General features: G+C 29.5%; 19 protein-coding genes. 11 read left to right on the forward strand and 8 right to left on the reverse strand.

Annotation, left to right across the window (positions count from 1 at the left end; genetic code table 11):
- Positions 1–543 carry a LacI family DNA-binding transcriptional regulator gene (locus tag EYW44_RS16065; protein WP_132724914.1) on the forward strand — a complete coding sequence of 181 codons (543 nt, stop codon included), beginning with the start codon at positions 1–3 and terminating at the stop codon, positions 541–543.
- A 6-nt stretch (positions 544–549) separates the two neighbouring features.
- Positions 550–1,407, forward strand: coding sequence for a DMT family transporter (locus EYW44_RS16070; RefSeq protein WP_243643681.1), 858 nt, complete (start codon positions 550–552; stop codon positions 1,405–1,407).
- A 179-nt stretch (positions 1,408–1,586) separates the two neighbouring features.
- Here the strand turns inward: EYW44_RS16070 and EYW44_RS16075 are convergent, their stop codons facing one another.
- The 8 genes from EYW44_RS16075 to EYW44_RS16110 form a co-directional block, all read right to left on the reverse strand.
- Positions 1,587–1,856 carry a hypothetical protein gene (locus EYW44_RS16075; RefSeq protein WP_132724916.1) on the reverse strand — a complete coding sequence of 90 codons (270 nt, stop codon included), beginning with the start codon at positions 1,854–1,856 and terminating at the stop codon, positions 1,587–1,589.
- Positions 1,857–1,888: 32 nt separating this feature from the next.
- Positions 1,889–2,197, reverse strand: a complete 309-nt coding sequence (locus EYW44_RS16080; RefSeq protein ID WP_132724918.1) for a hypothetical protein — start codon at positions 2,195–2,197, stop codon at positions 1,889–1,891.
- 18 nt (positions 2,198–2,215) lie between these two features.
- Positions 2,216–3,139: a hypothetical protein gene (locus EYW44_RS16085; RefSeq protein ID WP_132724920.1), complete on the reverse strand. Its 924-nt coding sequence runs from the start codon at positions 3,137–3,139 to the stop codon at positions 2,216–2,218.
- 72 nt (positions 3,140–3,211) lie between these two features.
- Positions 3,212–3,934, reverse strand: coding sequence for a hypothetical protein (locus tag EYW44_RS16090; RefSeq protein ID WP_132724922.1), 723 nt, complete (start codon positions 3,932–3,934; stop codon positions 3,212–3,214).
- 61 nt (positions 3,935–3,995) lie between these two features.
- Positions 3,996–4,532, reverse strand: a complete 537-nt coding sequence (locus EYW44_RS16095) for a hypothetical protein (RefSeq protein ID WP_132724924.1) — start codon at positions 4,530–4,532, stop codon at positions 3,996–3,998.
- Positions 4,533–4,731: 199 nt separating this feature from the next.
- Entirely contained in the window at positions 4,732–5,334 is a 603-nt protein-coding gene (locus EYW44_RS16100; RefSeq protein ID WP_132724926.1) for a hypothetical protein, read from the reverse strand.
- Positions 5,335–5,522: 188 nt separating this feature from the next.
- A complete protein-coding gene (locus tag EYW44_RS16105; RefSeq protein ID WP_132724928.1) occupies positions 5,523–5,789 on the reverse strand; it encodes a hypothetical protein in 267 nt (88 codons plus the stop codon).
- Positions 5,782–5,985, reverse strand: coding sequence for a hypothetical protein (locus EYW44_RS16110; protein ID WP_132724930.1), 204 nt, complete (start codon positions 5,983–5,985; stop codon positions 5,782–5,784). The genes EYW44_RS16105 and EYW44_RS16110 overlap by 8 nt, the downstream gene beginning before the upstream one ends.
- Before the next feature lie 1,932 nt (positions 5,986–7,917).
- On the opposite strand from EYW44_RS16110, the gene EYW44_RS16120 reads away from it, so the two are divergent.
- From EYW44_RS16120 to EYW44_RS16160, 9 genes are all read left to right on the forward strand, one after another.
- Entirely contained in the window at positions 7,918–8,664 is a 747-nt protein-coding gene (locus tag EYW44_RS16120; RefSeq protein WP_132724932.1) for a hypothetical protein, read from the forward strand.
- 53 nt (positions 8,665–8,717) lie between these two features.
- Complete coding sequence (locus tag EYW44_RS16125; RefSeq protein WP_132724934.1) at positions 8,718–15,173, forward strand: non-ribosomal peptide synthetase; 6,456 nt, start codon at positions 8,718–8,720, stop codon at positions 15,171–15,173.
- 39 nt (positions 15,174–15,212) lie between these two features.
- Complete coding sequence (locus tag EYW44_RS16130; RefSeq protein WP_132724936.1) at positions 15,213–16,391, forward strand: dipeptidase; 1,179 nt, start codon at positions 15,213–15,215, stop codon at positions 16,389–16,391.
- A 380-nt stretch (positions 16,392–16,771) separates the two neighbouring features.
- On the forward strand, positions 16,772–17,731 hold the full coding sequence (gene sbnA, locus EYW44_RS16135) for a 2,3-diaminopropionate biosynthesis protein SbnA (RefSeq protein WP_132724938.1): 960 nt from the start codon (positions 16,772–16,774) through the stop codon (positions 17,729–17,731).
- Positions 17,732–17,815: 84 nt separating this feature from the next.
- A complete protein-coding gene (locus EYW44_RS16140; RefSeq protein ID WP_132724940.1) occupies positions 17,816–18,784 on the forward strand; it encodes a 2,3-diaminopropionate biosynthesis protein SbnB in 969 nt (322 codons plus the stop codon).
- Between the two features lie 28 nt (positions 18,785–18,812).
- The gene (locus EYW44_RS16145) at positions 18,813–20,153 is read left to right on the forward strand and encodes a serine hydrolase domain-containing protein (RefSeq protein ID WP_132724942.1); all 1,341 of its coding nucleotides are present in this window, start codon (positions 18,813–18,815) and stop codon (positions 20,151–20,153) included.
- A complete protein-coding gene (locus EYW44_RS16150) occupies positions 20,153–20,917 on the forward strand; it encodes an aspartate/glutamate racemase family protein (RefSeq protein WP_132724944.1) in 765 nt (254 codons plus the stop codon). The genes EYW44_RS16145 and EYW44_RS16150 overlap by 1 nt, the downstream gene beginning before the upstream one ends.
- Positions 20,918–20,939: 22 nt before the next feature.
- Positions 20,940–21,932, forward strand: a complete 993-nt coding sequence (locus EYW44_RS16155; RefSeq protein WP_132724946.1) for an LLM class flavin-dependent oxidoreductase — start codon at positions 20,940–20,942, stop codon at positions 21,930–21,932.
- A 121-nt stretch (positions 21,933–22,053) separates the two neighbouring features.
- Positions 22,054–23,628: an NAD(P)-binding domain-containing protein gene (locus tag EYW44_RS16160; protein WP_132724948.1), complete on the forward strand. Its 1,575-nt coding sequence runs from the start codon at positions 22,054–22,056 to the stop codon at positions 23,626–23,628.
- Positions 23,629–23,658 lie beyond the last annotated feature (30 nt).

The raw sequence follows: 23,658 nt of genomic DNA on the forward strand, positions 1-23,658 counted from the left end.
TTGAAAACTTCAATAACATTAAAACAACTATCAAATTTATCGGGTTTTTCTGTTTCTACTGTATCAAAAGCTTTAAATAATAAGTATGATATAAGTCCGAAAACAAGAAAATTAATTAAGGTATTAGCTGAAGAAAACAACTATATACCGAATAATCATGCGGTTTCTTTAAGAAAAAAGAGAACGAATAATATAGCAATAATATTACCTCGAATTAATGATGAGTTTTATAGTTGTTTTTTGTTTCATATTGAAAAAGTAGCTTACAAATTAGGATATAGAATAACATTGTTTCAATCTTTTGAAAAGTACGATAAAGTAAAAGATTGTATTTTTAAAATAAATAATGGTAGTGTAGATGGTATTGTTTTGTTATCTCAAAAAAGAATGATTTATAATACCACAAGTACTATAGATAATTTTCCAATAGAAAGAATAAAAATATCTAAAGATAAAACACAGAAAGAACTTAAAGAAGATTGTATTTCAAGTTTTAAAAAGTTGATAAAACTTTTAAAGCAAGAGGAAAAAGAAGTTTATTAATTATTTATGATTAAAAAAGCAATCTTATTTATGATCATTAGTGCTTTTTCTTTCACACTCTTAAATGTGTTTGTAAAGAGCCTTCAGCATTTTAGTGTGTACCAAATAGTGTTTTTTAGATCTTTAGGAACATTAATTTTTACCATTCCATTAATTTTAAAACAAAAAGTTTCAATCTTAGGAAACCATAAAAAGTTATTATTACTGAGAGGTGGAATAGGGGTAATTTCATTAACAAGTTTCTTTCAATCATTAAACTATTTAGATGTTGGTACAGCAGTTTCAATACGCTATACTTCGCCAATTTTTGCGGCTATTTTTGCTTTAGTTTTTTTAAAAGAAAAAATAAAATCGATACAATGGTTGTTGTTTTTCTTAGCGTTAATAGGAGTATTAATATTAAAAGGTTTTAGTGGTAACGTTAGTTATTTAGGACTTTTTTTTGTTTGTATATCCGCTATTTCACTGGGACTAATATTTGTAATTATTAGAAAAATAGGAACTACAGAAAATCCATTAGTTATTATCAATTACTTTATGATAATGACTTTTGTTTTTGGAGGTATTATGTCTATCAATCACTGGAAAAATCCTAGTGTAACTGAGTTGTTAGTTTTATTAAGTTTAGGAATCTTCGGATATGTAGGTCAATTGTATATGACCAAAGCATTTCAAAGTCAAGAAACAAGTATAATTGCTCCATTAAAATATTTAGAGGTTGTGTTTACGATATTAATTGGAGTTTTTTGGTTTAAAGAAGTGTTTAATTTGTATACATTACTGGGAGTTTCCTTAATTTTAGTAGGGTTAATTTATAATATTTACTTAAAAAAGGAAGTAAAAGAGAAGAATACTCTTAAATAAAAGTTAATTACCCAAATAAAGCGTAACAATAAAGTAAATATCAAGTCTAATAAGTAGTTACTTACTTCAAAGTTAGTGATTAGTTAGTTTTTGATAGTTGATTAAAAGCCCGAAGCAAAACTTCGGGCTTTTTTTCGTTTTTATAGAATAATTATGTTTTATCAGTTATTGTAATTTTATTAGGCAATATCAATGATAAAACCTTTTCGTGTTAATTTATAGGTTTCTCCAATTTTAATTAAACTTTCATTTTTAATAAGTTCATTCAATTGAGTTTCTGATATATTTTTAGTGTTTATAATTCCAGTTTCATTAAAATCAGCTCTTAGTTTTATCAATGATTTTATATTATTATCATTGAAATTAGCATTTCCACAAACAAAGATTCTTTTATTGTTGTTTATAACGTACTCCAGTTTATTCAGAAACCTTATTAAATTTGAAATCATATTGTGTAGTTTAGAACTCTTGTAGTATAGTTTTATTCTTTTCCCATATATTTTTCTTCTACCCAATTCAATTCATTTGTTACTGGATTATTTTCAAACTCTTTAATTAGAAAAACTAAATCTTTTTTAATTCCTTTTAAAAGTATTTTAATTCCATCCATTGGAATTTCATTATTGGATAAAGAATTGATTTTAATATTAAATTTATATTCAATTTTTAGTGTATGATTTCTTAAAAAAGTATAAATATCAGAAGATTCACTCCAAAATATTCTGTTTTCATTCCATTTTGATTGAACTTTATTATTTTCGATTATTTCTATGTAAATGCCTTTATTCATTTCAATTCATATATGATTTTAGTGAACGTTTTTTTTATAGAGGTTCAAATATTTAAAATACACCCAAAGCCCAGAAGTAATAACTAATAGACATATTACATATTTGAAATAAAAATTTGATTCTTTAGGAGGAGTGAATCCATATTTAGCTCTTATTTTTTCGTTTAATTCTATGTGTTTTATAAAAATAACTTCAAATATTTTACCTTTCCTTTTGTAACGATTCCACTTAGGTCTATTGCTTAGTACTCTATCAATTTCCTTTTCAAATGTATTATAGAAAAAAGATTCACTCTCAATAACGATTTCCTCAGGTCTATCTTTTAAATTACCACTATTATACTCAATAACAATTGTTTTGGTTTCATTGCCCATATATGGTATTCTATCCCAGTTTAAATTACTGTAAATAAAATTTTCAAATCTATTTTCATTAGAAGTAAAAAATGCAGCATTCGAATTCGAGTTATCAATTACTTTTTTATTTGTAATTTTTCCATCACTTATAGAGAGTTCAATTTCCTTTTCATAAATAGCACTATAACCACTATGAAAATAAATTAATTCTTTGCCACTAACAATTAATATTTTTCCACTGAACCATTTAGCCAATACTGTTTCTTCTCCAAATTCCTTAACAAAGTCAAATTTTCTTTTAATCTTCTCTTCGTTATCATGACAGTAATCAATTTTTACAAGAAATAATTGATTGTCTTTAATTTCCCAAGTAGCAACATAACCTCTATAACAAGCCGTACTTTCTGGTTCTAGTTTATAGTGGTTTATAGCTCTTGTTTTTTTCTTTTCAAGATATTCTTCTAATGGATTAGAGAACAAGCTCAAAGTATCTCCTTTGAATATTATAATATCAGGAATTTGTCCTGTTGCAAAAGATATCAAAGGGGTAAAAGCTATGAGTAATATTATTAGTTTTCTTTTCATGGTTTATTTAATTTTTTGCGAAATTATATGGAGAAAGAAGCTGTTATTGATGCTGTTAGTATTTTCACTATACTAATTATCATATTTATTCAATAAAAATTCATATGTTTTTAAATTCTCAGGTTCACTTTTCATAATCTTAATCCATTCAGAAAGTCTATGACTAGATAAATAAGTTTCATAATCCATTTTCTTAACAAAATTCTTTAAGTAAGTTTTCCAAGTATTGAAATAAAATTCATACTTCTTGATTTTTAATTCAGGAATATCAAAGTCATTGTTTAAACAAAACAATTTAAAATCCTCTATTTTATTTAAAAGTAATTCTGTTTCTTCAACACTAGCGCTGTTCTGTGAATAAATAACAATCCATGGAACTTCATGGATGTAAAGTTCAAAACTTCTCAGATAACGGTTGTATTTATCTTGAAGAAAAACCTTGTTTTTTGGATCAATTTCTAAGCCTATTTGCAACAAATCAATAAAATTATCGGTTCCTGGTACTAAAAGTAAATTAGAAGAATTACTAGTATAGATACGTTTTAATACATCAAGATTCCTTTTTAAGAATATTTCATTGTAAAAAATAGGATCGGAAATTTTTTTGCCAAAAAACTGATTGCTATAATAATAACCTTTTGCCTCGCATAACTTTTCGAACTCTACAAATTCCTCATATGTTGGTAATTCAGTGAGTTTTTTGTCTTTCCATTCATGAAGTAAGCGATTAAACTTTTTTCTTTCCGATTTGGGAATTTTAATTATGTTTAGATATTCTAATAAAATTTTGTTCATTTAATTAATATCAATGTTTTTGGATAAGCTATGTTTTAATAGAGTTTAGATTTTATTTAGTTTACTCGCACATTGATTGAGTTGTTTTATTTTTCCATTGAATCCAATATTCTTGTAACCCTTCAAGTGTTGTTTTTAATTTACTTATATACAACTCGTGATTTTTCATCAAAGCTTTTTCAAGTTGTTTCTTTCTTACTTTTAAAGCAGGTTTATGATTCCATCCTCCAACATGATCAAATGATGTATAAGCTTCACATTCTGAATTAACACGTTTAAAAGGGATTTTTAAATAATAAATAACATTTCCACTGCCCATTCCTTTAGTAGTCATTTCAATATTATCAAAATCAACTTGAGAATATTTTCCTTTGCTAAATAAATCTTTAAGTTTATCACCTACTTTTGCAGACATTTTATTAGAAAATTGATGTGCTATATCTGAACTATTTATAAACTCAGCGCCTATATATTGTCCTTGGCATTCGTTATTTGAACATTCAATTAAACTATTTTCACTATTCGTAAAACTAAAAAAACTTCCAAAGAATAGAAGACCAATACTAAATAACATTAATTGTTTTTTATTTTGAATCATTGTTTGTTTAAATTAAATATAACGGACTTGTGTATGAAATTTAGTGAGCAAAAAAATACTAACTTTTCGAATTAACACAGAGTAGGCTTTTTTTCTTTTTAAGCGAAATTAAAAATACTTGATAACTCTATAAGAATACAGAAAACTTTTAATTGTAATCTAATCATGTATTAATTATAGTCAATCTTGTACTACGTTATTATAAGTCTAAATTATCAAGAATCCTACTGATTTTATTGTATTCATTCAACTCTTTATTTTTTGGAAACAATTTTAACTCTAAATAAAAATCACCATAGTACACTTCATAGATCTTATCTCTAATTTTGACTTGAACTATATAAGATGTATCGTCTTCTCTAATAAAAGGGAACGGTTTATCTTTGGTTATTTCTTCATAAACAGTTTTGTAATCAGTTAATTTATGAATATTGTTTTCTAATAGCTTTTCAATAAGTGAACAAGAATTTAAATTAGATGTATTTATAAAATGTATTTTTCTTTTTGGAACATTACTTTCTGCAAAAATCTGTGAATAACAGTTTTTATCATTTTTTATAAAACTAATCAAGTTCATTGTTTGACTCACTAAGATGTATTCATATCGTCTAATTTCAATTTCATTGGTTGATTCTCTTATATCTGATATTTCACACCTTTTGTGATACTCTTTTTTTATAAAATCAATGTTATTTGATTTTAATTCAGCATAAGATTTTTCAATTGTTTTTTCTAAAGAATTACATCCTGTAAAAGCAATTGTTAATGAAATGAAGAAAACTATAGATACAAAGTTTTTCATAATGTAGTACAACCTTTTTTTCATAGAAATTTAGTAAATTATTTGGTAATCAGCACTAGCCTTATTAATGTTGAATGAATCGAGACGTAGTCTAATTCACTTAATAGTTTTTTATTCAATTTTTACTTTCTCAAGTATCTCATTAAATATTTTTCTTAAATCATCTTCTTGGGTAAATTCAAAAACTTTTAAAAGATAGCAAATACTTTCAGATTCCCAAGCATTTTGGCAAGATTCCGATTGTATTTTTTTAAGAGTTTGTTCAAACTTACGCTGGTAACAGTTTCTTCAACTTCCTTTTCCAATACATTTATGAATTCATTTAAATCATTTACAGGCGTCTTCCAATTTCTTTCGACTTCAATTATTTTCTGCGCAATTTTTTTGACAGTTTCATTTTCGAATCGATTTTCTTCGATTAAGTCAAATAATTTGTCAAAAGTCAGATTATTCATTCACAATTTTTGAAATTAATTTTTTTCCTTTTGTAATCCATAAAATTGGTCCAATAAAACCAATCATAGATATTAAAATCCAAGTTAATTTTGAACCATTGAACTTATTAGTCAAAAGAAAGAATATTGCTCTAAAGGTTGTGATTACAGACCAAAAGCATAAAATTATAAATAATAATATTACTACTTGTTTCATTTTGTTATTAGTCTAGTTCGATTTTTTTGCTTGAAATTATTGCGAACGATTAAAGTAAAATTCGTTTTAATGATTTTATATATTGTTAGCTTTTTTTATTTTTAATTCGACTTCATTTTTAAGTTTATTTACTTTTAATGCTTGCTCTACCCAAATCTTTTTTCTTTCGGTTTTATTACTAATACCAGCTAACTTTCCGTAAGGTTCATAAATTTTGGTTACTAAATCTCGTTGTTTTAAAGAGAAAATTTGCTGGGCTAGTTCTTGTTTTATTCTAGCTGCTCCATAACTCTGATAACTACGATCAAATATCTTTTTTATAAAAAACGTTATACACTTATTAGCTAACCAACGTTTTGAAGGACCATAATTAAGCCAACTATAATAACTACTTCTACTTATTTTTTAAACTTGATACATCTTCTCAACTGGAAACTTCAATTTATGAGTTTTTATAAATTGATACTTTTCTGATTACTCTTGGAGAAGATGCTCACCACTTTTTTTAATATATCTCGTTCTAATTCAGTATCTTCTAATTGTCGCTTTAATTCTAAAATTTCACGATCTTGGTCTGTTAACTTTAGATGCTCTTTACCAGGAAAACTATTTTTACCATATTACTTTAATTCAGATCGCCAACGGGATAAAGAAGACAAGGAGATTCCTAAATCTTTACAAGTCTTTTTATGCTACCTTTTGCATAACTTAACTCTACAGCTGTTTACTTAAATTCTTTTGTGTAGAAATTTCTCGATTTTGACATTAATTTTATTTTAAGTTTATAAATATATAAACTCCTTTCTTACTGTCTTGTAAAATATAGCAATTCGACTTCATTGTTAAGTAATCAAAACGATCAGAAGAGTATAGCATATTTGAGAGAAAAATCAAAGGAAGTTATAGTCTTTAAATCTAAGAGTTTTATCATTTTTAAGGTTTAGATTTAAAATAAGTCAGCGTGTTGACGGAAATAGTAAAACTGAAGCTTCCGTTACCAACACGCTGACTTTTAAGGGGAGTTTCCCCTTAACACCTTTCAGAGGAAAATTGTTGTCCAGATATAGGTGCTGTTTTTTTTAAAAAATAAATTTGGGGTGTAATATTTTTTTATTATATTCGCATTAGGAATTTCTAGATTACTGAATTTTCCTATTTAATTTTTTTCTTTTTTATTATAAACGTCATGTAACTGACGGAAGCGAAGCTATGTTTAATTAGTAATTTTTATTGTTATGAGTTTTAAGAACGGATTGTATGTTATGTGCATAAATCCTGATTCTAAGAAAAAGGTTTATGAGCGCTTAAGTGATATTTCTATAAAATCATTTATTCCTGAAATTTAAATAATCAGGAAATAGAGTGATAGAAAAAAACAATTCTTAAACCACTATTTTCATCTTATGTTTTTGTAAATATTAATTCTTCTTTAGAATTCTATAAAGTATTATCTGTTTATGGGGCTTGCGCATATATTCTATTTGGAAAAGAATATGTAAAGGTAACTGAAAAAGAAATCAATCAAATAAAATTATTGATTGGAAATAAAAACATTACCAGCGTTAAAGCTAATGTAGAACTATCCAAAATTAGAGGAGCCAGAAGGATTAATTACGGATCTCTGAGTGGTTTAAATTGCGAAATAATTAAAGCTATAATCATAATAAAATTATTGTTAGACTTGATTCACTAAGACAAAATATAACGTACGTAATACCTTCTTATGTACTGGATAATGTAATAACCGAAAAAGCATTATTAGTCTCTTAAAAGTATACTTATACTATTTATCGTTTTAAAAAAATAACAAACCATACTATCATGACCTATAATAGCCCGACATGTCATCGTGAGCAATTTTTTACTCAGGAAGAGCTAAATCTTATAAGAAAAAGTATCATTGAGAATAAACAAAATTCTCAATCTAAAAATATGATTGAACTCAAAAATATTGAGCCAATACACGAAAAATTACAGCGACTTTTTAAAGAAGAACTAGGAAAGGAAGTAGAGTTCTTAAATTCGTTTATATTTTTTGCGAGTAGCACAACCATGAAGTCGAGAATGAATTCTAATAACATGGGGTGGCACACAGATGGATCGTGTTCTTTTGTTGATGGAGATTGTTATAATGTCTGGATACCAATTTACAACGATTCAAAATCAACAGGTTTAGAAGTGGTTTCTGAATCGGAAAACCCTGAGTTATACGCTCAATTCGGAGATCCTACCGAAGTTCCAATTATTTATTCTAAAGAAAATTCCGAAGAAGTTTTCGGTTTTTTCAAAAACTCAATCCCTGAAGATACAGACTTAATTGTTGTTAAAGTAGCTTCAGGTCTAGTACTACCAATATCAAAAAAGAGACTCAAAATAGACAGATATGAGAATCCATCTCCTGGCGATATTGTGGTGTTTAAACAATCTGAATTACATAGAGGCTTTCATGACGGGGGGATTCGTATCCAACTAAGCTTAAAATTCAGATTAAAAAACGCTGAAATCAATAAAAAAACTACCAATCAATTTTACAAACTTTTTGAAACAGTTTCGCCAGAAGAAAAGAACTTCAACAATTATCAAAGGTTTTTAGAATTCATTTTTCCACAAGGTCAACTAAGCAAGCATGGAAATCTTGAAAATGAAGCCATAAATTCTCTTTTATATCTTAGTATGTAAAATACACTTCTTTGAATATACTTATTTTTTAACCTACTAATAATATCCTTGAAATGTACACTCTTATAGATGTTTTAAATAACTCAGCGAAAGAAAATATTGTCATTACTTTTATTGAAGGGAGTAATAGTGAAGCTACTCTTAGAGGAGAAGAGCTGCGTGAAAACGCATATAAGGTTTTAGCTTTTTTACAAAGTAAAGGCATTAAATCTGGGCAGGAATTAGTCTTTCAAATAGAAGATAATCAAACGTTTGTTGTTGTTTTTTGGGGATGTGTTTTAGGAGGGATCATTCCGGTACCACTTACGTTGAGCAGAACAGAAGATCATCATCATAAACTATTTAACATATGGAAAATATTAAAATCTCCACATCTAATAGTTTCATCAGACTATTTGTCTAGAATAGAAAAACAAGCAGTTTCATTTAATATAGCGTCATTATTTACTGACATTAAAAAGAAAGCATTATTTATTAAAGATATATTTTCAAATGACGGTGAGGCAATTATAGCCGAAGTAAAAGAAGATGATATAGCCTACATACAATTTTCATCGGGCTCTACGGGAATCCCTAAAGGAGTTACATTAACACATAAAAATTTATTAACCAATATTAAAGGTATTTTACATGGAATTAAATCACCCGCAGAAGGAGATTCATTTTTCTCATGGATGCCTTTAACCCACGATATGGGACTAATTGGTTTTCATTTAACTCCATTCTTTGCAGGTTGGAGTCATTATATTATGACAACTAGTCTTTTTATTAGAAGGCCTCTGCTATGGCTGGATAAAATTTCCGAACATAAAATATCATTTTCTGCATCGCCTAATTTTGGTTACAGTTACCTCATTAGAAGATTTAAAAAAGAGAATGTAAAGAACCTCGATTTATCTAGTTTGCGTATAATTGTTAATGGCGCCGAACCTATTTCTGCTAATTTATGTGATAAATTCTATCAGGTGTTTTCTGATTATGGACTTAAAAAAAATGTTATTTTTCCCGTATATGGATTAGCCGAAGCGAGCTTAGCAGTTACGTTTTCTGATCCAACAGAATATGTAAAGCCTATTACCATTGACAGGAAATATCTTGGAATGGGAGACAAGGTACACATCACTGATAAGAAAGACTCATTATCATTAGTTAATGTTGGAACTCCTATAAAAGATTGTTATGTAAGAATTGTAGACTCAAATAAAGAACCTGTAAAAGAAGGAATAATTGGAGAAATTCAAATAGAAGGAGACAATGTTACGGAAGCTTATTATGGAAATGACATTGTAACGAAAGCAACAATAGATGATGAAGGGTGGCTGAGTACTGGTGACATGGGATTCTTTTATGAAGATTGTTTATTTGTTAGTGGGAGATTAAAAGATGTAATTTTTATTAATGGGCAAAATTATTATGCGCATGATTTAGAAAGAGTTTTGGGTGAAATACCAGAAATAGAGCTGGGAAAAGTAGTTACTGCCGGTCATACCAATTATAACGGGCAGAACGAAACTTTTGTGTTTATTTACTTTAAGGGAACTCCTGAAAAATTCCGTGATGTTATCAAGGGAGTAAAGAAGAAAATAAATTTTGTGTTTGGTTTTGAACCCGATTTTATTATTCCGGTAAAAGACATTCCTAAAACAACGAGTGGAAAGGTACAACGCTACAAATTGATTCAGCGTTATAATAACGCTGAGTTCAATACTATTTTAGAAAAGATAAAAGAAGAAGTTGATTCTTCAGCAGAGAAAAGAAAGTATATACAACCAGATACAGCTATTGAACATAGAGTTAAAGAAATTTGGAATACTGTTTTAGGACATGATCGTTTTGGAATTACTGATAAGTTTTTTGAAGTAGGAGGGAACTCATTAAAAGGAGCTCAGATTTTAAATAGTTTCCAAAAGGAATTTAATATCGACTTTGACTACCACAAACTCTATGAAAAACAAACCATAAAAGAAATTGCCCATGAAATTGAAAACGGAAAAAATGTAACACCTTATCAGGAAATTATATTACAAAAGGAACAACAGTGGTATCCACTAACATCTATGCAGGAACGCCTATATTATTTCTGGCAATTAAGTCCTAAGGCTGTTGCCTATAATGTTCCATTGGCAATACGTTTTCAGGGAGATTTGGACATTAAGCAACTTGAAAATGTAATAAATAATATAATTGATAGGCATGAAGTATTGAGAACATACTTCAGGATTCAAAATCAAAAACCTCAACAAGGTTATGTTAAATCTCTAAAGACAGTTTTAACCGTTGTTGAAATAGATAAAGAAAATCTAAATACTGAATTAAAGAAAAGAGTTCAGGCATTTGATTTACATCAAGCACCTTTGTTTCGATTTGAGCTTTTAAAGGAGTCAAAAGATGAATATGTATTGTTTATGGATATACCTCATGTTATCATAGATGGTATATCAGTTGGAATATTATTAAAAGAAATTTTTAACGGATATAAGGGGCAAGCTACTGAAACATTAGAAATACAATATAAAGATTATGCTGTATGGAGGAATAATTTTATAGAAACAGAAAAAGGTAAAGAACAGCAAAAATACTGGGCGAATAGATTATTAGGTGAATTGCCTAAGTCCGAACTTTTAATAGACTTCAGCAGACCTAGTATTTTTTCTTATGAAGGAGAAAAGTTTCCTTTTAACATTGAAAAAGAGGTAACCAATAAACTCAAAACAGTAGCGGAAGAGTTGAATGTTCCTCTTCATACCATAATGTTAGCAGCATACACGATTGTCTTATCTAAGCATGTAGTAGCAGAGGAGGTACTTGTAGGAATACCTGTTTCAGGTCGTGGTCATTACCAATTACAAGAGTTATTGGGAATGTTCGTTAATAATCTTACACTTCGTAATTTCCCTAAAGGAAATATAACTTTTAGAGACTATCTTCAGGAAGTAAAAAATAACACACTTAATGATTTAACAAATCAAAATTACCCTTTCAGTCAATTAATTAAAGACTTAAACGTTAAAAATGACCCTAGTGGAAGCCCGCTATTTAGTACCATGTTTGTATATCAGAATATGGAAATTCCAAGACTGGAGACAGCAGCATTAAAGGCAGCACCATACTTTTTTGATCCGGGAATAGCAAAATTCGATATTACTTTAGAAATTATTGAAAAACCAGATCAATTAGAGTATTATATTGAGTATGCAAAGGCATTATTCAATAAAGAAAGTATTGTAAGTTTCACTAGTCATTTCAAGAAGTTAATTGAACAAATAGTACAGAATCCAAATCAGTTAATTTCTGATATGACCTTAGTCTCTGATGATGTTTTACAAGACTATTATTTAAGCACGAAACAACCTACAAAATACACTTCGTTAGAAGTTCATGAATTAATAGCTCTAAAAGGAAGAGAAAAGCCAGATTCGATAGCAGTAGTTATGAGAGAGGAAGTTCCGTTAACCTATACCGATTTAGAAAAAAAATCGAATGTTCTTTCAGAAATACTTAAAGAAAGAGGTGTAAAGAAAAATACCCCCGTAGCTATTATAGCTAACAGGCATATTGATTTTGTTGTTTCTATTCTGGCGGTTTTAAAAGCAGAAGGATGTTTTATTCCTGTGGAGGCGAGTTATCCAGAAGATAGAATTCGATTTATAGTTGAAGATTGTGGTACTCAAATTATTCTGGCAGATGAAAATTTAAGCGAAAGCAAATTATTTTCAGAAAGATGGACGTCGACACGTTTAGATACTATAGAAATGGTTTTATTAGCATCAAAAGCTAATGATGAGAGATCGATTATTGCTTGTGATAATAGCTTAGCGTATATAATATATACTTCAGGATCTACCGGAAGGCCTAAAGGAGTAAAAGTAGGACATAATTCATTAATGAATTACTTAGAATGGGCAAGAAAAGCATATAAGGTTAATGGGGAGTCAACTTTTCCTTTATATACTTCTATTTCATTTGATCTTACATTAACTTCAATCTTTTTACCTCTTATTTCAGGAAGTATTTTGAGAATTTACCAAGATATTGACGAGGAATTAGTAATAGAAAGTGTGCTTTTAGATAATCAGGTAAAAGTATTAAAGGGAACACCTTCACATTTAAAAATTATAAAAGATTCTCCTTTACTAAAAAATAAAATAAAAGAAAGTAGATTAGAGACATTAATTGTAGGAGGAGAGGCATTACAAAGACAATTAGCGAAAGATATAACTGATCTTTTTGAAGGAAATATTCAAATATTTAATGAATATGGTCCAACAGAAACAACCATTGGTTGTGTGGTACATGAATTCAATTCGTTAATAGATAAAGGAAACAATGTTCCAATAGGAAGGGCTATTGCTAATACTCAGGTTTATGTTTTAGATTCATATTTAAAACCAGTTCCTTTAGGAGTCTCAGGAGAGTTGTATATTTCTGGGGAAGGCTTATCTGAAGGCTATTTGAATAGGGGAGAACTAACAAAAGAAAAATTTATTACAAATCCGTTTATATCTGGACAGTTAATGTATCGTTCTGGAGATTTGGTTAAAAGAAAATTAAATGGAAACCTTGAATACTTAGGAAGATTAGATGATCAGGTAAAAATTAACGGATATAGAATAGAGCTTGGAGAGCTGGAAAATGTGGTAAGTACACATATGGGAGTTAAGGATGCCTTGGCTGTTTATGGGAAGGAAACACCTTTAAGTGTTTATGTTACTTTAGATAATGAGGGAGATTCAAAAAATATTCAGGAAGAAATAAAAAGAGCGTTAAGAAAACAGCTTCCCGATTATATGATTCCAGCACACATCGTTGTACTAGATAAGATTCCTCTTACTAAAAACGGAAAGGTGGCCTATGATCAATTACCAACACCAATCCAAACTTCCAATCAAGAATTTGTAACTCCAGTTTCTGAAATAGAAGAAATGTTGGTAGAAGCATGGAAAGAAGTTTTAGGGAATTTTGAAATAGGAGTTACCAATAATTTTTACGAAGAAGGAGGTGATTCTATAAAAGCAATTCAAATAGCATCTATATTATTTGAAAACAATATTGAAGTTAAAGCTAAAGATATACTTACTTATCCTACGATAAAAGAACTGACGAACTATGTTCAGATAATAGAAACAAATGAAAATGTAGAAGAGTTAGCAGAAAAGGTATTAGAAATTACACCAATTCAACATTGGTTTTTTGATAGAGAATTGCAAAACCGCGATTTTTATAATCAATCAGTTTTGTTAAAATGGGAAGATAAAATTGAAATAGAAATTCTGTCGGAAACGTTTGGAAAACTGTTTGAATATCATGATGCTTTACGCTTAAACTATAACGAAAATACAAAAGCTTTTTACTACAGAAAGCAACATGAAAATCTACCTGTTGAATTTAAGAGAATCAAGCTAGAAGGAACATTTAAAGATTTGCTCAAAGGAGATTTACAGGAAGTATTAATTTCCATTAAAAACTCGATTAATATTGTTACTACATCTCTGCTAAAAGCAACAATTATAACTGTTGAAGCAGTAGATTACTTATTTATTACAGGGCATCATTTAATCATAGATGGAGTTTCCTGGAGAATTTTATTGAAAGATCTTTATACTGCCTATACAACAATTAAAAAAGGAGAAGAGGTAAGGTTTCCTAAAAAAACAGCGTCATTAATAGCGTATAAAAATGAACTAAAAGATATTTCAAAACAACTAACTTCGGTAGATGCTTCATTCTGGGAAACAATAAAACATAACGAGTTTACAATTTACCCAAATAAAACAATTGAAAGTAAAGTAAAAAACCAAAAAGTAATAACTACGGAGTTATCCGTTGATGATACGTCGTTTTTACTTAAAGAAGCCAATACTGTTTTTAACACGAATGCAGAAATACTTTTAATTGTGGCACTAACAAAAACTATTGCTGAAGAATATAAAACAAATCAGGTTACTTTAGAATTAGAAGGCCATGGTAGAGATTTGGAAAATATAAATTCATCAAGAACAATAGGTTGGTTTACATCATTATACCCGTTAGGTTTTAAAAATGCGTCATCTATGGAAGAATCTATAAGAGAGACAAAAGATCTAATTAAGAGCTTACCGGCAGGAGGAATACAGTATGGTATTCTGAAGTATTTGAATAAAAAGCTGAATAGCTATCTTCCTGAAAACAATATTCGATTCAATTATTTAGGGCAGTTTTCAAAAGAAACCTCGAACAACCTGTTCTCTTTGGTCAATGAACCTTTAGGTATTGAATCCGATCCTGAAAATCCTACTGGTGTCATGTTAGAGTTTAATTTAATGGTACTAAATGATACCCTAAAAATACAGACACATTATTTACACAGTGTGGAAAATTATTATCTAACTCAAAAAGTAGTTGTAAGCTTTAAAGAAAATATATTGAAAGTACTTAATTATCTAAGAGATCAGGATGATATACATTTTACACCTTCAGATTTTGAAGCAGCGCATTTGGATAATGATGATTTGAAAATTTTGTTTGAGTAAGTCTATGAATAATAAATCAATAAATGATAATAAATGAAAATGAAGTATAAAACAAAAAAAAGATTCGCTATTTTCTCAATGGTATTAGTAGTATTATATTTTTTAGTAACGCTAATTGCCCCCCCTTTATTAGATAAAGGACAAAACAAAACAATAGAAGAGACAACAAAAGTATCTAATGAAGCTAAAATATTATATAATAACTTAGACTTTGTTGGTGATTTACACTGCGATGCATTATTATGGGATAGGGATCTATCTAAAGAAAACGACTATGGTCATGTAGATTTTCAACGAATGAGTAATAGCAATGTAGCATTTCAGGCTTTTACCATTGTTACCAAATCTCCTAAAGGACATAATTTTGAGAAGACAGATGGTGAAGCTTTCGATAATATTACCTTACTATCCATATTACAAGGGCAATCGGTGACTAATTGGTTTAGCTTATTCAACAGGGCAATGTATCAATGTAACAAGCTAAAAGGTTATGCAAGAGCTTATAACGACAATTTTATTCTTATTGAAAAGAAAGATGATTTACTCACTTTATTAAAGAAAAGAGCTACCAATAAAAAAATAATAGGAGGTATTATTGGTTTAGAAGGAGGGCATTGTCTTGAGGGTGAAATAGAAAACTTTCTAAAGTTGTATGATAACGGAGTTAGGATGCTAGGGCTCTCGCATTTTTTTGACAATAAACTTGGCGGATCTGCTCATGGGATTGAAAAAGGAGGAATAACAGAATTTGGAAAGAAAGTTTTAGGAGAAATGCAAAAAAGAAACATGATTTTGGATATAGCGCATACCTCTGATAAAATGATAAGTGATATTATAAAAACGTATAACGGTCCTATTGTGAGTTCTCATACAGGAGTAGATGGAGTTATAGAATCATATAGAAATTTATCCGATGAACAACTAAAACTTTTGGCAAAAAAGGACGCATTAATAGGAGTTGCATTCTTTCCAGGAGCAATTGGAAATGATGGAATCAGGGGTATTGTTAAAACAATGAAACATGTAAAGGAACTTATAGGAGTAGAACATGTTGCTTTAGGATCTGATTTTGATGGATCTGTAACTACACCTATAGATGTAACAGGTTATCAATATATTGTTGAAGAAATGTTGCAGCAAAATTTTTCAAAAAGAGAAATAGAAATGATAATGGGGGAAAACTTAAAAAACTTCTTGTTAAAAAACTTACCTAATTAATTTAAAAAAACAGTTAAGGAAAACCAACTTTTCTTCAATACAATTTGTCGTTTGAATTTCAAATTACAAGTGTATTGGTTTACTCTAGTTTTATTCAATACTTAATATTTCAATGTTTAAATAAAAGTACATTGAAGGTATCATGGTGCTCTTTAATCAAAAAACAAGAGCATTAAAGTATTAAAAAGTCAAAAGTAATTCAAGGAGCACCAAGAAATTCAGAAAATCGTTGGCTGAAATTTAGATAGAAAAATATGTAATTCTTCTAAATTGGAGTATTGAACCGCTACAATATTCCTAATTATTAGGCTTTAGTGATCTCCTTTTTTTAAGATTTATATACAAATTTAGAAACTACAATAACCTTAAAATAATACTTTATGGTGCTAACAAATATTTTGGAAAAAGTTGGTAAAACACCTTTGATGTCCATTGAGTTGGAATCAAATGATCTTATCAATATTTATATGAAACTTGAATTTTACAATCCTACTGGGAGCGTAAAAGATAGAGCAGCATCATATGTAATAGATAAGATTTTAAATACAGGAATGATTAATAGGAATACTACACTCATAGAGTCTTCTTCGGGAAATTTTGGAGTAGCACTTTCAGCCTATGCCAAGTTTCATGATTTAAAATTTATTTGTGTGATTGATAAAAACACCCTACCAATTAATGAAATGCTTATTGAATTAAATGGAGCTGAGATTATAAAAATAAATACTCCAGATATTCATGGAGGATATTTACTAAACCGTATTAAAAAAATAAAGCAAATCCTAGCCGAAAGAGAAAATATGTATTGGGTAAATCAATACGAAAACCCATTGAATGCAGAGGCATATTATTATTCTTTAGGAGAAGAAATGTGTGAAGAAGCACCGGGAGACATTAATTATGTTTTTATGGGAGTAAGCTCAGGAGGAACTATTACTGGAGTATCAAATCGAATAAAGAAAAAATTTCCTAATGCTAAGATCATTGCTGTCGATATTTATGGATCTATTGTTTTTGATAAGTCAGCTAAAAAAAGGTACATACCAGGAATAGGTTCAAGTATGAAACCAAAAATACTAAAGAAGGCAAAAATAGATGAAGTGGTTTGGGTAGATGAAGTTAACTCCGTAATCGGTTGTAGGGAGCTTTTAGAGAATCACAATATATATGCTGGAGGATCATCAGGATCCGTATATGCAGGAATAAAGAAATACTTCAGTAACAAGAACATAACATCGCCTGTAAATGTAATGTGTATTATGGCAGATCGAGGAGATCGGTATAATACTACCATTTATAATGATGAATGGTTTGAAAAACTGAGAAAAGGAACAATGTAATTTATTAACCCATACCATTTGTAGTTTCAAGTTCAAATATTATTCATAAGTAGTATAAATGGTATCAAACATAAAAAAGATGTAATGGTTTACTTAAATGAAAGTCATATAAAAGAATTAGGATTTAATTGGGAAGAAAATATAGCCACAATTCAACAATCAGTTGAATGTATGGTAGAAGAAGATTATGCTCAACCTATTAAACCCTATTTGCGCTATAAAGAAAAAACCAATCGAATTATAGCAATGCCAGCTTTTGTTGGTGGAGAAATTAATAAAGCGGGGATAAAGTGGATTGCAAGTTTTCCAAATAATATAAAAAATGGACTTCCAAGAGCACACAGTGTAGTTATTTTAAACGATGCTGATACAGGTGTACCTTCTGGTATTCTTAACAGCGGATCGGTTTCTGCAATTAGAACTGCTTCAGTAAGTGGAATGGTTATGAAACACTATCTAGAAGCAAAAAAGCCAAGAAATGTAAAAGTTGGAATTATTGGATTTGGACCCATCGGGCAATGTCATTTAGATATGTGTTATACACTGTTAAAAGACAATTGCGAAGAGATTAAAATTTTTGATTTAAAGGGAGTTAACTTAGAGCATACAAGTGTTGAGGTAAGGGCTAAAATAACTTTAGTAGACTCATGGGAAGAAGCTTATAAAAATGCCGATGTTTTTATGACATGTACAGTATCTAAAGCTACTTATATTGATATGGAACCTAAACCAGGGTCACTACATTTAAACGTTTCATTAAGAGATTATAAAGCAGAAACCTATGAGTGGTTTTCAAAAGCCATGATTGTTGATAATTGGGAAGAAATTTGCAGAGAAAATACAGATGTAGAGAATTTCCATTTAGAAAAAGGATTGCAAAAAGAAGATACTAAATCAATACTCGATCTGGTAAACTCAAATATTTTTTCAACGATAGAAGAAAGCCAAGCGGTTATGTTTAACCCAATGGGAATGGCTGCTTTTGATATTGCTATATCCGAAAACTACGTTAAAAGAGCTATTGAAAATAAGGTAGGAGTATTTCTAAATTAAAAAAAACTAACCCTCAAAAAATAACTATATGAAACAACTAAATAGAAAAATAGTAGCAGCACTATTTCTTTCGTTTTTAACCACTGTTTTCATTTGGGCTCAAGAGTCTAAAACATCATTTGATGTTGATGGAGAACAAGTGAATATTGGCAACTTAGAAAATGAAGTAAAAAAGCTGATGAAAGAAGTAGGAATTGTGGGGATTTCTTTGGCAGTTATAGATAAAGGAGAAGAGGTTTATTACAATGCATTTGGAAAAAAGACGCTTGAAGGAAAGGAAGAAAAAATTAATAAAGAAACCATTTTTGAAGCTTGTTCATTATCCAAAAGCTATACAGTGTATGCCGCTTATAAAATGATCGATGCGGGATTGTTAGATTTAGATAAACCCTTATATAAATATCTTGAATATGAACCATTAAAACACGATGAACGTTACAAAAAAATAACAGCAAGAATGGTGTTAAGTCATAATTCGGGAATTGAAAATCATAAAGGAAAAAACGATCCTGATGTATTGGAGATTATAGCAAACCCAGAAGAGAGATTTGTGTATTCTGGAGAAGGATACACCTATTTAGCCAATGTGATTTCAAAATTGGTTGGTATGCCAATAGAAGAAATGATGAAAAGTTCTGTTTATGAACCGCTTCAACTTAAAAGAACGTTCACAACAACTGTAGGAGAAGGGAATATAAATTATGCAAAACCTCATAATGTATTTGGAGAGGTGATTAATAAAGGAAGAAATAAAAAGCCTGATTTAGCTGGAAGAATTCATTCAAATGCCCATGATTATGCAAAATTGATGACACATTTGTTAGTAAAAAAGAATTTAACAAAAGAAAGATTGTTAAATCCGGCAACTAAAATGCGAAACGATAGAGAATTATTTTATGGTCCTGGATTTGAAATTCTTTACACAAAGAACGATACTTTATTAATTCAGGGAGGAAACAATAATGGGTTTAAAGGATTAGCTTGTTATTCGGTAAATAAAGATTGTGGTTTTGTGTTCTTTGCTAATTCTGACAGAGCTGAATTGTTAGGAATAGCCATTAATAAACTAACCATTAATAGTGAAATACCAGAGTATTATAAGGGAATTATATATACCAACCAATCTCCAACCAAGGCGGATGAAATTTTTAGCCTTTATAGAAATAAAGGAGCGGAAGAAACTAAGAAAAGACTTCAGGAGATATTTAAAAAGGAGAAAAAAATCTTTACCTCTAATGATATTGTAGACTTGGTGTATCATTTGAAAAATAAAGAGTACGAAATAGCTAAATATATTGCTGATGAATATACGAAGAGTTATCCAGATCCAAATCTTGATTTCTTGTACGTACGTTGGCTAAGTAAATAATGAATGAGGAAAAAGTAATAGGGATTGTTGGAGGAATGGGACCAGAATCTGGAATTATGTTATGCAATTATATTAATTGTTTAACTCCAGTAACAAAAGATCAGGAGCATTTTTCTGTAATTTTAATGTCATTTCCCAAGCTAATTGTTGATCGAACAGCTTTTTTAGACGGAGAAACAGCTATTAATCCAGCGTTTCAAATAGCTAAAATTATTGCAAAATTGGAAACTGCTGGAGCAAGTATTATTGGTATTGCTTGTAATACAGCTCATTCTGATGTGATATTTGATCAAATCAAAAAAGAACTTAGTACTGGAATGAGCACTGTAAAGTTGCTACACATGCCTGAAATAACCTGTAATCAATTGGCATATCAATTTCCTGAAGTAAGAAAAGTTGGGGTGATTTCTACCAATGGAACATATAAATCGAAAATTTACGAACAATTACTAAAAGAAAAAGGATATGAAGTAGTACTGCCAGATGTAGTGTTTCAGAATGAGGTTGTTCACAAAATGATTTACGATGCAGATTTTGGTATCAAAGCTAACCCTAATATTAGAACTCAGGAAGTAAGGCAGTTAAAAAATAAAACTCTAGAGTTTTTTAGTAAGAACAATGTAGAAGCAATTATTCTGGGCTGTACAGAATTATCACTGATATTTTTTGATGACATTCCGGGAATAAAAATTATTGATTCTACTATGTCTTTGGCAAAGGCTTTAGTAGAAGAAGCTTCAGTAAAACAATTTAGTACTATTTAAATAACACAATATCATATACGTTATGATTGACACATTGTATACAAGTAAGCAAAGCAAAAATAAATTAGAACAAACCAGATTTGGAATCTTTTATCCCTTGGCAACTACCGCTACTAATTTGGGAGGATATGATGAGGTATTGAAAATAATAGCAAAAGCTGATAAGGATAAACTAGACTTTTTTTGGACGTCGGAAATAAAAGGCAATAATCTGGACTCTACTTACAATAACCCTTCTATTGTAAATGCGGCATTAGCCATCGCAACTTCTGAGATAGAAGTAAGAGGTGAAAGTGCAATAACTTCTAATCAGGATCCACTAAGAATTACAGAAGAATGGTCTGTAATTGATAATACTTCCAAAGGAAGAATTGGATTGTCAATTATTGGTACTGATACCACAGAAGCAGAACAAAAAAAGATAGAAAGAAAAATTAAAACAATTCGTGATCTTTGGCAAGGAGGGAGTCTTGCAAGAAAGAATGGCGCAGGAAAAGAAGTATCGTTAAAAACATTTCCTAAGCCCATTAAAAAAGAATTGCCATTATGGATTTCTATAAAGGATAACAACCCTAATATGTATATAATGCCTGGAACCGTAGGAGCTAACATACTTATTTATTATTCAGGTGAAACAATAGAAGAACTTGAAGAAAACATAAAAATATATAAGAGAGCGTATAAAAATGAAAATATAGCAGAAGGAACGATATCATTGGTTGTTCCTGCTTATATATTATCTAAGGAAGAAGAGTTAAAAGCTAATAATAACAAAGAGCTAAATCAATATATGGACTATATTGAGTCTTTTTATAAGATAATCTTCAATAGGGATTTAGAAGAAAAATTTAAGTATTCTTTCTATGAAAACTCTTTAATAGGAACAAAGAAATTTTGTGAGGAGCTTTTTCAAAAAATAAGCACAATTGGGGTAAATGAAATAGTTGGGGTTGTAGCTCCAAATACAAATACTAATAAAACACTTGAAGTGCTTTCCTTTTTAAAGAATCAATAAATTATAACTAATGGATGATGTTATACCTCTGGCATTTCTAAATCCTGTAAGGTATAAAATAGTTGCGTCAGATACAGATACCATACTAAAAACTTTAATTAACTTATAAAATTAAAATAACATGCAGATTAAACACAAGGATTATATTATCATTGGAGCAGGACCAGCAGGATTGCAATTGGGCTATTTTTTAAAAAAATATGACCTAGATTTTTTAATTGTAGAAAAGAATGATGTTGCAGGGTCTTATTTTAAAGAATACCCTAGACATAGAACACTTATTTCTATTAATAAAGTACATACAGGCTTTGAAGACAAAAACTTAGATTTGAGGTTTGATTGGAATTCGTTACTATGTGATAAAGATGAATTATTATTTAAAGAGTACAGTACGGAATACTTCCCAAATGCAGATTTATTTGTTGATTATCTTAACGACTTTGCAAACGCTTATGAGTTGCCTATTGACTATGGAGTTGATATAGTAAACATTAAAAAAGAAGATAAGTTTCTACTTTCTACATCTTCAGGGCAACAGTATACCTGTAATTATTTAGTTGTAGCAACAGGTTGGGCTAAACCATACATTCCAGAAATTCCGGGAATAGAATATGGAGATCACTACATGACAATGTCCTTAAATAAAAAGGATTATGAAAACAAAAGAGTATTAATTATTGGAAAAGGAAACTCTGCGTTTGAGACAGCTGATGATTTAATAGCTTCAACAGCTACAACCCATGTTTGTAGTGAAAATAGTTTAGTAATGGCTTGGAACTCACACTATGTAGGTAACTTAAGAGCAGTAAATAATAACTTCTTAGATACTTATCAGTTAAAAGCACAGAATGCGGTATTAGATGCAGCTATCAATCATATTAAAAAAGAAGGAGAGCAATACAGAGTAAATGTAACCTATAATAATAATGCTTCTGAGGAAGAAGAATTAGTATATGATGCTATTATTCTTTGTACAGGATTTAGGTTTGACGATGCAATTTTTGACGAAAGTTGTAAACCAGAATTAATTATTAAAGATCGTTTTCCAAATCAGGAAAGTGATTATCAATCTACCAATATAAGTCAGTTATATTATGCAGGAACCATCACGCATATGAGAGACTATAAAAAGCAAGCCTCAGGTTTTGTACATGGATTTAGATATAATGCCTCTTGTTTGGCAAGAATTTTAGCTTACCAAAATCATAACATACCAATGCCTTCAACAGAAGTAGCTTGGGATATAGATGCCTTAGGAGATAAATTTATTGATCGTATTAATTCTAATTCTTCATTATGGAATCAATACGGTTACTTAGGTGACGTGGCAGTTATTAAAGAAGATAAAGTATTTTACTATAACAGTTTACCTATAGATTTTATTAAAGAACAATTCGTAGAAGAGAACGATGAGTATTTCGTTTTAACTATGGAGTTTGGTAAAAAAATGGAAGCAGGAGAACATACTTCAGTAAATCGTGTGCATAGAAACGATTATGAAAATGCTAAAAACAGTGCTTTTATTCACCCAATCATTCGCCATTATAAGGATGGTAAGGAAATGGAAGAGTTTCATATCATTGAGGATTTAGAAGCTGTGTGGAAAGAACCAATCCATATTGAACCTCTTAAAAAATTCATCAAAGAAGTAAAACAAGCATCTTTAACAGTTTCTGTACAAGGAACTTCAATATAAATAATATCAGTTCTGGTGTAAAATTTCAAG

The sequence above is a fragment of the Tenacibaculum sp. M341 genome (assembly GCF_004337695.1).
Lineage (GTDB): Bacteria > Bacteroidota > Bacteroidia > Flavobacteriales > Flavobacteriaceae > Polaribacter.